This is a genomic window from Gimesia panareensis (assembly GCF_007748155.1).
GTDB lineage: Bacteria > Planctomycetota > Planctomycetia > Planctomycetales > Planctomycetaceae > Gimesia > Gimesia panareensis.
Genome location: NZ_CP037421.1, coordinates 6,888,846 through 6,900,946, shown reverse-complemented (window position 1 = coordinate 6,900,946; position 12,101 = coordinate 6,888,846). Strand labels below are relative to the sequence as shown.

5 protein-coding genes are annotated in these 12,101 nt (G+C 53.8%); 4 read left to right on the top strand and 1 reads right to left on the bottom strand.

Annotated features, from left to right (window positions below; genetic code table 11):
- Positions 1-245: 245 nt before the first annotated feature.
- Entirely contained in the window at positions 246-1,031 is a 786-nt protein-coding gene (locus tag Enr10x_RS25905; RefSeq protein ID WP_145451875.1) for a hypothetical protein, read from the bottom strand.
- Positions 1,032-1,545: 514 nt separating this feature from the next.
- Between Enr10x_RS25905 and Enr10x_RS25900 the strand changes: the two genes are divergently transcribed.
- The 4 genes from Enr10x_RS25900 (at position 1,546) to Enr10x_RS25885 (ending at position 11,837) form a co-directional block, all read left to right on the top strand.
- Complete coding sequence (locus Enr10x_RS25900; protein WP_145451873.1) at positions 1,546-2,547, top strand: ankyrin repeat domain-containing protein; 1,002 nt, start codon at positions 1,546-1,548, stop codon at positions 2,545-2,547.
- 171 nt (positions 2,548-2,718) lie between these two features.
- A complete protein-coding gene (locus tag Enr10x_RS25895) occupies positions 2,719-4,143 on the top strand; it encodes a sulfatase (protein ID WP_145451871.1) in 1,425 nt (474 codons plus the stop codon).
- A gap of 212 nt (positions 4,144-4,355) precedes the next feature.
- Positions 4,356-10,535, top strand: coding sequence for an RHS repeat-associated core domain-containing protein (locus tag Enr10x_RS25890; RefSeq protein WP_145451869.1), 6,180 nt, complete (start codon positions 4,356-4,358; stop codon positions 10,533-10,535).
- 216 nt (positions 10,536-10,751) lie between these two features.
- Positions 10,752-11,837 (top strand): class I SAM-dependent methyltransferase, encoded by a 1,086-nt coding sequence (locus Enr10x_RS25885; protein ID WP_145451867.1) that lies wholly within the window; start codon positions 10,752-10,754, stop codon positions 11,835-11,837.
- Positions 11,838-12,101: the final 264 nt, after the last annotated feature.

Below are 12,101 nucleotides of genomic sequence, written 5' to 3'. Positions count from 1 at the left end.
GTGAGTGCTCGGCTGTCTACCTGTACTCCATCCTAGCGTGTCGGGAATCGTTGTTCCAGAAGATTTCGAAGAATTGTTAATTAACTTTTCTGGATTCGAAGCAACCCGTAAAAATTGAGTCTGATGTGACCACAAATAGAAGATCATGCCGACAGGCAGGTATCGGTGCTGCAACAGAAACAGGCCTGGTCTCCGTTGTTTTCAGAGACCAGGCCTGTGATGATTACCGGTGATGCACTTACGAATTAATAAGTCGTCGCATTTTCTTTCGAGACGTAGTAAATGCAGAGCAGGCTGTTGCGAATTCCCGATTCGCCTTCCAACGGTTCGCGGCCGTGCCAGCTCTTTTTGCGAACCGTGTTGATCACCGAAAACGCAAAGGCACTGTTCGGCTCAAACGGATACTGTTTCACGTTTTCGAAACCGCGGAATCCCTTTGGGCGATTCAAAAGAAATTTCGGCGACAGGTTTCGCTTGTAAATCATGGTTCCCAGATCCAGCTGCGAACGATCGCGAGGCAGGGCAATCTGAAACGTGATAATTTTCTTGCGGGTGTCCGGATGCGGCGTGATGAAGTAGCCCGGCTTTTCACGCATCAGACTCAACCGGGGAAAGCCTTCAATTTGATTCACATCCTGCGGATCGACACCAAACCGGTAGCCAATGCCCGCACTGAGGCGGTTAAAGACCGCTTTTTTCAGCTCAGGCGCATTCATCGCATTGCGAATGCCTGTCCAGAGTTCGTTACGTCGACCGGTCAGATGCTCATTGATGTTCTCTGCTGACAGCTGATATTCAAAACGATTGGATTCGCCGTTCTCCATGATATGACGTCTGCCCATCGTGGTATAATCAGATTCATCCGGCAGCAGATCAATCAGATCTGCATAAACATCCTGGGGAAAAATGTCGCGCACGCTGATATGAGGATAGGGATCATCACACGGATCGACGGCACTCAGTCGGTTGATCATGTGCGATAAAACATGCTGCGTAATTTGCGAACTGGCGGGCGGGGTTGCAAGCTCCATCGGAGTCTCTACTTTCTGGTTCTGACCCTCAAGGATCAGAAAAATATCGGGGGGTTAACGCGAACAGATCCTAGCTTAGAGAGCAGGGGAGTGAATGCAGAGAGGAAACAGATTGATGCATGCTGCTTCCTGGAAGGTTGATGAATCCATTCACTGTGTCGCAACAAAATGACCTGTTGCGAAGGCTCGCCATCCGGGACTGTCTGGAATTCGAGGGCTGATCTTAAATCATTTAACAGAAATCATAAATAGCAATCAGCGATTAAAATCAGGCGCGCAAATTACATCAACATTTTCCTGTCGTTCCTGATGAAAACAGCTTCAATCAAGTTCAAAATAGTGAGACATGGGTTTTCTTTGATGTGAAGGTTTGAGCTGTCACCAGGAATGATCGGGCATCGTTTCAGTCTCAGCTCCCGTCAGATCCTTTCGTATGTGATATCATTTCTGGTACTGTTTCAGGTTTCTGACTGCAGGCCGGCAATTCTCATAATATACTTTCGCGGAGGGAACCATGCACGAGTTCATCGCTCAAGACAATCTGCAGGCGATCCGCGAGGCAGTCCAGCGCGATCCCCGGTCCGTCAATCAGTTGAATGAATCGGGCTGGCCTCCCCTCTACACGGCGGCCCTGTATCGCAACCAGCCGATCATTGATTTTCTTCTGGAGCAGCAGGCCACCGTCGATATCTTTGCCTGTATCTACCTCGGACTGTCAGACCGGGCAGAACATTTACTGAAGGCGAATCCGGATCTGGTTCACCAGACCACTCCCGACAAGCTGACACCCCTGCACTGGGCTGCCCGAACGGGGAACTGCGATCTGACTCGCCTGTTGTTGTGTTACGGTGCGGATGTGAATGCCGTCGATGAGAATGGGGGGACCTGTCTGATGGAAGCCAGCCATCCCGGTCCCTGGAAATCGGAGCCTGCAGAAGAGGTCATTCAACTGCTGCTCGATCACGGGGCGCAAGTCGATCTGTTCCAGGCCGCTGCGCTGGGGAAAACCAGTCTCCTCAGTGCGCTCCTCGATCAGGATCCGAGTCTGCTCGACAGTCTGGATCCACAGGGGAAAACAGCCCTGTATCGCGCGGCTCAGAATAATCAACTGGCGGCAGTACAACTTCTGGTGGAACGGGGGGCGAATCTGAATCGGTCCGATCCCACAGGCATTGCTGCTTTACATCGCACCTCTCAAGAATGCAGTGATGAACTGATCCAATATCTGATCGATCAGGGGGCCGAGGCGCATCTCTGTTGTCACGTCGCCTGTGGTGACGAAGCGGGGACACGCCGGAAGCTGGCTCAGAATCCGGCTGCAGTCCACGAACTGCTTTACGAATTCAATGCGGTCGGATACGCAATTCACTGCTGGCAACTGGGAACGCTGCGAATTCTGTTACACCACGGAGGAAAACTCTCCACGGAAGACCAGCAGCAGATTCTCCGCATCAGTGACAACGATCAGAGCCTGCTCGATGAACTCATGGCCCTGCAGGAGAAAAAGGGCGCATGAGGTTCGATCCATTCAGGTCAAGTTTCGTGTCGTTCGTGTTTTTCGTGGTAGAATAAATCCCAGACTGATTTGTGCCCGAAGTATTTTGCCCGCATCACACTCCTGCTACCATAGTGGATATGTTGTTCTATTCAAGCTCGCAATGATCTCTCTCCAACCAGAGGAACTTCCATGATCCGTCTGCTGCAACGCGTCTGCTGTTTCTTAGTGGTTCTGCTGGTTTTTCTGAGCAGCTCTGCTCCCAGACTCACTGCCGCCGAGCGTCCCTGGAACGTCGTCTTCTTTCTCGTCGATGACCTCGGCTGGACCGATCTGGCCTGCTACGGTAGTGATTACTATCAGACTCCCAACATTGATCGTCTGGCTGCCGAGGGGATGAAGTTCACGCAGAACTATTCCGCCTGTAATGCCTGTTCTCCGACCCGCGGTGCCCTGATGACCGGCATGTATCCCGCCCGCACTCACCTGACCGACTGGATTCCCGGCTGGGCAAAACAGTACCGCGACTTTCCTCTCAAACCGCCCGAATGGCAGCAGCACCTCGCACAGAAATATACGACGCTCCCCGAAGCACTGCACGAGGCCGGCTATAAAACGATGCACGTCGGTAAATGGCATCTGGGCGGACCGGGCAATCTACCCGAGGACCACGGATTCAATGTTAACATCAGTGGCACCAATCGGGGACTCCCCCGCAGCTATCACTTCCCCTATGGTGGCGATGCCCTGAAGTGGGACAGCCGACTGACTGAGGAGCAGCGCGCAGGCCGCTACCTGACCGATCGCCTCACCGACGAAGCCGTGACCCTCATCAGTGAGCAGAAGGACAATCCGTTTTTTCTCTATTTCGCTTTCTACTCGGTACACGCTCCGATTCAGGGACGTCCCGATCTGGCACAGAAATTCAGACAACTCCCTAAAGGCAAGCACCACAAAAATCCCGAATACGCGGCCATGGTGCATTCTGTTGATATCGCCATCGGTCGCGTCCGTGCCCAGTTGGAGCAGAGTGGCATCGCTGATCGTACGCTGATTGTCTTCACCTCTGATAATGGTGGCGTCTGTCGCAGGACCAGCAGCAACATTCCCTTGAAAGGAGAAAAAGGGCAGCACTGGGAAGGAGGCACGCGTGTGCCTGCGATCGTGTTCTGGCCCGGTGTTACGCAGCCCGGCTCCGTCTGCAAAACGCCCACGATCACGATGGACTTCTACCCCACCATTCTGGAAATCACCGGGGTACAGGGCAACGCCGCCCACAATCGGGACGTCGATGGCATCTCGCTGGTTCCTCTGCTTAAAAATCCTCAGGTAGCTCTCAACCGCGAGGCCCTCTACTGGCACTACCCGCATTACAACGTCTTTATCGGCATTCCTTACAGCGCCGTTCGTGCAGGGGATTACAAGCTGATCCACTACTACGAAGATGGACACAACGAACTCTACGATCTGGCACACGACCTGGGCGAGACGCAGGATCTGTCCGCAGCACAGCCGGAACTCACAGCCCGTCTTGAAAAACAGCTGCAGACCCACCTCCAACAGGTGGGAGCACAAATGCCTGTTCCCAATCCTGCTTTCAAAGCGAAAAAACAGTGACCCGCGATCACTTCGTCCATCAGGGATTTCCCCATTGGATCGCGGTGGTTCTGCTGCTTGACCACCACTATCAAGCAGTCGATAATAAGCAGACTAATGAGTAGAACTACCAGTTGCCCGCCTGAGCCTGAAACGTCAAACTGACGAAATCACAGCATTTACTGCGGCGCATTTTCTACCGAAACCGGTTCGAAAACTGAGGATGAACTGCCATGCGTTTCCAGCGATTCGTGTCTGTGTTGTTATTTCTCCTGGTTCTGTTAACTTTTGTGACTCCAGCTGCCTTCGCACAGGCACCCCGGAATGTCTACGAGTGGACGCCGGAAAAAGTGCTTCAGCGGGCCTGGCTGGCAGAACGCGATGAACTGGCCGCGAATGTCTATGTGCATTCTCCCGAGCGTGGTTATGTCCAGACGGGACGGGGGAACTATTGCCTGCCGGTAACGGATCTGGTGATCAACGCCACGACCACCGAACTCCGCATCGAACGCCTCTATACCAGCGATTCCCGGTTTCGCGGTCGCTTCGGGCTGGGCTGGCACAGCAGTCTCGATGCCTCGTTGAGCGTGGGCAAGAATAACATCGTCGAAGTCAATATCGGGGGGATTCCCTACCGGTTCCAGATCGACCCCGCGAATCCGACTCTCATCAAACCGTTGCAGACATCCACCGCCAGTCTGACGAAAGCAGCTGATGGCTCGTTTTTATTTACCGCACCGGAAGGCATCTGGGATTTCACAGCCAGCGGTCAACTCCGCACCTGGCAGAAGCAGGGGACGATATTCTCTTTCAGCTACCAGGGGAATCAACTCACACAGATTCGGGCCGGCGACAAAGTACTGCTTGAGGTCACAACGAATCCGCAGGGACAGATTACACAACTGATCGATGATGACAGCCGCACACAACAATATCAGTACGATTCCGCCGGGCACCTCCAGCAGGTCAAAAACTATGATCGGACTTCCGAAGTGTATCAGTTCGATACGGCAGGTCATCTTTCCGAAATCCGCTTTCGTAACGGCAGTAAAATGACCATGGCCTGGGATTCCCAGGGACATCTGCTGGAGATGAAAGGCCCCGGTTTGAAGCGTTCTGCGTTTGCGTTTCGACAGACGAAGGGGAGTCGCGAAATGATCGTGACTCTGCCCGGCGAAATAGAAGCGCCACAGATCAATGATTTTTCACAACCGCTGTCTGTTCCTGAAACACCTGAGCCCCCGCGTTCCCTGCCCGAGCCACTTCCCGTACCGGAACCTGTCGCCCAGCCGCAGACGGAAGAAACAAAAGAAGAAACGATCTTCTACAACGCCAACGATCAGGGCGTTCTGCCACAGCCCACCCAGCCGACGCAGTTCACGCTCAAGACCCCCATCCGCCTGACCTACATGATGAATTATCACTGGACGCAGAATAATGAAGGCACGCCCGGCACCATTGCGCTGAAGCACGAAAACGGCACCACGTATGGCCCCTGGCAGACGCACGCTCCCCGAGAGGGAGGGCGTCCCAATAATGCCATCTGGGAATGCGCGCCCAATGTTCTGCTGATTAAGGGGACCTACACCGTGCTCGACAGTCAGCCGGAAACCTGGGCACAAAACCAGGGAACCGGCGGCAGGGGGATCACCGAGATTCGCGGGATTAAACTCAAAGCCAATCGGCTGGTTCCCGCCCTCGATCCGACCGGCCGATGGTATCAGCACGGCGAAAATGACTATCGCTTCCTGCTGCCTCCCGGCTGGCATGTTGAGGAAAACTCTCGCAATAAAGTCCAGGATGACATCTTCGATACGGTGGTCAACCGGGATCGTTCACTCGTCCTCATCTGCTGGAAAGGGCATGAAGACGTCAAGGACGCCCAAACCGCGCTGCAGCAGTATGTCAAAGAGAAGGAGCAGGAAGTCAAACAGAATCCACAGATCGCACCCACTGTGGGTTCCCGTTACTATCAGCTTGTCAGTGTTCCGGCGGCCCGCGTCGGTTATTACCTGCCTGGACGCAAAAGTGCCGTGTTCCGGATTTCGTTTGTCAGTAACAACAGGCGGCACGTGATCAACGTCATCAAAACAGGTTCAGCCCGTCTGGATGAGCCCTCGCCCGAACTGGCATCCCTGTTTAACTCTTTTGAGTTTCATCGACCGCAGCCGGTCAAACCAGCTGCGCCAAAACCACCTCTGCCAGCCCCTCCAGTAGTGGAACCCCTGCCGCAACCCGATTTGACTCCCCCACCGGTTTCACCGGCAACACCGACTCAGGCACCGGCACTGGCCGCAGCGACGCTCTCCTGGAAGTATGATGACAAAGTACATAGCGTCGAAATGATTGACTTCGAAGAGAACGCGACAAAAAAATATTACGACCCCACCGGCAAACTGATTCGTTATGTCCGCCCTGATCAATCTCAGATGACGTTCGCTTACGACATGCAGGGCCGGCTCATCAGCAAAACCCGCTACGACAAAACACAGGAGCAGTATACGTACGATGGAACATCAGATCGCCTGGCCTCTGTTTCCGGTCATCTTGGCAAAGTCTCGATTCAGTATAATGCCCAGGGACTGATTCAGGAATTCGTCGATGCACACGGCGTCTCTTCCCGTTACGATTACGATCCTCAAAACCAGCTGAACGGGATTCAGCGTTCTGATGGCGAGTCGGTGGCGTTTGCCTTCGACAGCAAGGGCGATCTCCAGCAGATGACCTTCGACGGCAAAGACGCACTCCAGTTCAGCACCTCAGACAATGGACTCTCCCGGACTCTCCGCGAATCGGATGGGGCGTCAGAATCCTTTGAGTTTAACACCAGGGGACAACTGCGTCGCGCAACAGATGCTCTGGGGGAAACGGATACGTTCCAGTACGGCCCGGGCGGACAGATGACTTCTTACACTAACGCCCTCGGTCAGACCGCACGCTATGGCCATGACAGTGCCGGAAATATCCGTGTCGTCACTCTTCCTGGTGTGCAGGATAAGGTGCTCTTTTCCTACACGAAAGCCGGACTTCCCGAGGCGGTCACGCTACCCGGCGACCACAAATACCAGTTCGAATTCAATCCGTTCGGCAGAATGACAAAAACGACCGATCCGCTCGGCCGCAGTTTCGGCTACGAATACAATCGGCTCCAGCAGCTCTCGAAAATGACCTTTCCGGACGGCACCGCACGCAACCTGGTCTATGATGCTGCCGGTCGTCTGGTCTCGGATCAGCGGAGTAATGATCCCGCCACCTCGTATCGATATGATGATCGGGATCGTCTGGTCGAGGTCACATCCGGAACGGGTTCGGTTCGTTATGAATATGACGATTACGATCGACCGGTGCGGGTTGTCGATCTCTGGTCGGGCCAATTGACCTCGCTCCAGTACAATCAACGCGGGCGCCTGATTCAGTTGAATGATTCCTTCCGCGGGCGAACCAGTTATCAGTACGACGAATCAGGTCGTGTGACTACAGTGCGGAATACGCAGGGGCAGCAGGTCGAATTCTCGTATGCCAACACAGAATTCCCAACCGAGCGCCGTCAGTTGGGAGGCGAAACGGTACGCTATGAATACGATCTGCTTGGACAGCTCAAACGGGAAGATTCCACGGTCACCGGCACCAAACGCTACGACTATGATGCCCTCAACCGTCTGAAAGAGGAGATGACTCCCACTCGGGGCACGCGGCGTTACGAATACAGTCCCGCTGGTAGCCTGACTCGCGTACAGGCAGGTCTGAGCGAGTATCGCTATGAGTACGATCCGACAGACAACCTGACGGTCATCAATGCTCCCGGCGGAGGACAGACCCGGTTTGAATACGACGATGTCGGTCGCGTCTTGAGTCGTACCAATGCCCAGGGACAACGCCGCCAGTATCGCTGGAATGCCGCCGATCAGCTCGAAGTACTCACACTTGAGGATGGCAAACAGCTTACTTACAAGTACGGTGAACGAAGGAAACCGGTGCAGATCGCCGAGGGACAGAACGTCATTCGTTCCCATGAATACAACGCACAGGGGCTGCCCGTCACCAGTACGGTCAAGGACCAGCGTTATCGCTATCTCTATGACCGGTCGGGAAAACTGCTTGAAACGCGCAATGACACACAGCGCACCTCGGTCGGTTACACTTACGGAAACGGGGATCGCGTCTCGACCGTCCTGCTCCCCGAAGGAAAATCGCTCAACTACCGCTACGATGCCGATGCCCGACTGACTGAAGTTGCTGGCCCCGCAGGCGCAGAGGTCCGCATTGAATACGACGACCTCGGTCGTCGCAAAGCCCTCCTCACCGGTAGTACGGCCCGGATTGAGTATGCCTATCATCCCAATGGCCTGTTGCAGCGAATTGAATGCAAGCAGAACGACGGTAAACTGATCTACCAGGCTGCCTATGATTATGACTCTGCCGGCCGCATCATCCGGGCGGTCCTGCAGGACAAGACCTTTACTTATGCCTACGATACCCAGGGGCGCCTGAGTGAAACCGTCTATCCCGATGGTCGTCGCGAGTCGTATGAGTACGATCTGGCCGGCAATCTGAAACAACGGGGCACAGAAGAACGCAAGTTCAACAGAATGAATCAACTGCTCAATGCCGGAGAGACGACACTGCAGTACAGCCTTACCGGCAATCTGATCAGTCGTTCGAACCCAAAGGGGGCAACACGCTACGAATATGATGCGCTCGATTTACTGCAACGCGTCGATCTGCAGAACAGCAAATCCATCGAGTACGCTTACGATCCCGATGGACTGCTCGCTTCGCGGAATATTGCCGGCAAGTCGACGCAGTTTCTGCAGGACCGCAAAAACATCGTCGGCGAACTGACCGACGGCAAACTGGATCGTGTCTATCTCAACGGAGACGACCTGGATCAGCGGTTCGGGCAGGTTATCGGCGACGAACAGTATTACTTCATCACCGCCCCCGATCATTCTGTTCTCGCGGTAATCAACCAGAAAGGCGAACTCGTTAACAGCTATACTTATTCTCCCTGCGGTGAAGTCAACGTCATCGAAGAGCAGGTGCCGAATCGCTTCTTCGCCAAAGGACGCTATCTCGATCGGGAGACGGGACTCTATCATTATCGCAGCCGCTGGTATGATGCCGCCCTGTCTGTTTTCATTTCTGCAGATACGGAAGTGGGAACACTTGCCGATCCGGTGACCCAGAACGCCTATCTGTATCTGAACGGCGAACCCGTCAATCAGATCGACCCCGAAGGTACAAACGGCATCCCCGCTCCCGGTACGGTCGGCGCTGACTGGCTGAAAAACCTTCCGTTTCATAAGTATGACTCATCAACTCCATTGCACTTTTCTCCCAAGATGCCCGTTAACCAGTGGCTTACTAAAGGAATGAGGCACCATTTCGAGCAGATAGAGGCGATTCATCAAGAAAATAAAATGCTTAAGCTGAGTAGCCTGCCTGCGGCAAGTGGCGCTTCAGCGACTGTGGGAGCGATGAACGCCGAACAGCAGGCTGCGTATCAGTCACTGAGAGCCGCCGGCTTTCCCAGCCGCATGACCAGATTGGGCAGACTTCGTTTACTCGGCAGTCGCGCAGCCCCCTGGTTGGGGAAGGGGCTCATCATCTATGGGGTCGGCAATAGTATGTATAACATTTATCAGGCCAAAGATCATGTCGATCAGACCAAGCGGGAAGTCAGTGTCTGGGGAGCGGTCTGGGTTGGAGCCAAAATCGGTGGTGCGTGGGGCGCAACCGCCGGCGGGATCGGTGCTGTTCCCGGTTCCATCATCGGGGCCATTACCGGCTATCTCGGTTCCAAGCTGGTGACCGATCCTGAAATCCTGTTTGACGACGATCCTGAGCTGACTGGTGAGAATCAGATCTATATAGTTCCCATCCCGGGGAAAAAAGGTGAACCCAAGCGGGAAGTCTTTGTGGAGTTCATGTTGACCGGCGAAGAAGAAAAAATGGCCGCCAAGGTGACTCTCCATTTGCCCATTACAGCCAAAGATGCGGCCAAGTTTAAACAGGAGTTTGGCATCGGCCGTAAACTGACCTTTTTCGCTGAAAAAGCAGAAGACGGCTACTATGTGATTGAAGATGAACGCTTCAAAGAAGCCATACGCAAGTTATATACAGGGATCGCCAAGATTGGGGTGGCTGTGGGAATGGGTTTCGCCGAAGGATTTGGCGGGCTGGTGGTACCGGGTGGCGCTGACAAAGCAGAGGCACAGAAAAAGATCGATGCTGCCATTGCCGGTATCCGAGTTACCGTTCATGAAGCCCAGATCTGGATAAAACCAGAGCCGAAGAAAGAAAAACTGAGCGGATCTATTAATCTCGATGTCACTCTCGAAATCCCCGGTCAGAAGACGAGTCGCAAAACTTCAGAGAGTGAATTCCAGGGGAGACTTGCCAAACCTCAGTAGCCAGGTCTGATGATTCAACACGATTGAAAGCTTTCTAAGTCACTCTCTGCGCAGAGCTTACTGCTTTCTGTTGAGTCCGCTTCCCGTTTTTTCAAAAAATACGGTAACATACTCCCGGATATTTCGCTCTGACATGCAGAGGGAACGACAGCGGGCCTGTCTTTGTTCCTGGAATCCCAACAGCTGTCACAACAATTCGAAGGAGAGTGTGCGACCATGTGTAATAACTGTAATCTGAATCTCGATACGGAGCGGACAGACGACTTCGGTCAAAAACTGCTGCAGATCGTCAATCATAGTGGCCTGTCGCTGATGATCTCGATCGGCCACCGGGCGCGTCTGTTCGACATCATGAGCGAAATGGAACACGCCACGAGCAGTCAGATCGCTGAACAGGCCGGCCTGAATGAACGCTATGTCCGCGAATGGCTGGGGGCCATGGTCACCGGAGGTATCATTGAATACGACCCGGTTCTGAAAACATATTTTCTGCCCCCCGAACACGCGGCACTGCTGACACGAGCCGCTGGTCCCAACAACTTTGCGACCACGATGCAGTGGTTTTCTCTGTTGGGAACGGTCGAAGACAAAATCGTGAACTGTTTCCAGGAAGGGGGCGGCGTTCCCTATTCCGAGTTTGCCCGCTTCCATGAAGTGATGGCCGAAGACAGTTACAACACCGTGGTCTGCGGCCTCTTCGAGCATATTCTCCCCCTGGCCCCCGGTCTGGAAGAAAAGTTAAAGTCCGGTATCGACGTGCTGGATATTGGCTGTGGCAGTGGTCTGGCACTCATTGAAATGGCCGCTGCATTTCCCGAAAGTCGCTTCACAGGCTATGACATCTCCGAGGAATCGATCGGCCGGGCGCAGGCGTCCGCAGCCGAACGGGGACTGACAAATATCACTTTCCAGGTGCAGGACGTTTCTCAGATCAATCAACCGGAGGCGTTTGATGTGATCACAGCGTTTGATGTGATCCACGATCAGGCACAGCCGGCAGAGGTGCTCAACCAGGTCAATGCGGCACTCAAACCGGGCGGTCAATTCCTGATGCAGGACATCGCTGCCTCCAGCCATGTGGAGAAAAATCTGGACAATCCACTGGCGCCGATGTTCTACACGATTTCCACCATGCACTGTATGACCGTTTCCCTCGCGCAGGGTGGAGCGGGGCTGGGAACCTGCTGGGGGAAAGAACTCGCCTGTGAGATGTTGCAGACTGCTGGTTTCGAGAAAGTGGATGTACAGGAACTGCCTCACGACATCATGAATTATTTCTATACGACGACGAAGGCGGCGTGAGCCTTTCATCGCTTCAGCGTGTCCTCTCCGATAGCCGAAACGAGTCTGTTTCGGCGATCGGTTTTTTTTCGCGCCTCAGCTGAATCTGTTGATCTGATTGATCTTACAGAGGACAGAAGGAAAAAGTGGACAAACCTGTATGGTATGGTTTGGGTTTGTGACGATTTTGACTATAATTCCGGTAGAGAAAGTTGCTTGAGGACATTCCTGGGGAAAATCTCAAGAATCACGCAAGAATGTGCTATTTCAAGGCTTTCCCTGTGG

What these genes read in the sequence shown, in the direction of transcription:
- Enr10x_RS25905 (WP_145451875.1), bottom strand. Translation starts at nt 1,031, where the DNA reads ATGGAGCTTGCAACCCCGCCCGCCAGTTCGCAAATTACGCAGCATGTT.
- Enr10x_RS25900 (WP_145451873.1), top strand. Translation starts at nt 1,546, where the DNA reads ATGCACGAGTTCATCGCTCAAGACAATCTGCAGGCGATCCGCGAGGCA.
- Enr10x_RS25895 (WP_145451871.1), top strand. Translation starts at nt 2,719, where the DNA reads ATGATCCGTCTGCTGCAACGCGTCTGCTGTTTCTTAGTGGTTCTGCTG.
- Enr10x_RS25890 (WP_145451869.1), top strand. Translation starts at nt 4,356, where the DNA reads ATGCGTTTCCAGCGATTCGTGTCTGTGTTGTTATTTCTCCTGGTTCTG.
- Enr10x_RS25885 (WP_145451867.1), top strand. Translation starts at nt 10,752, where the DNA reads ATGTGTAATAACTGTAATCTGAATCTCGATACGGAGCGGACAGACGAC.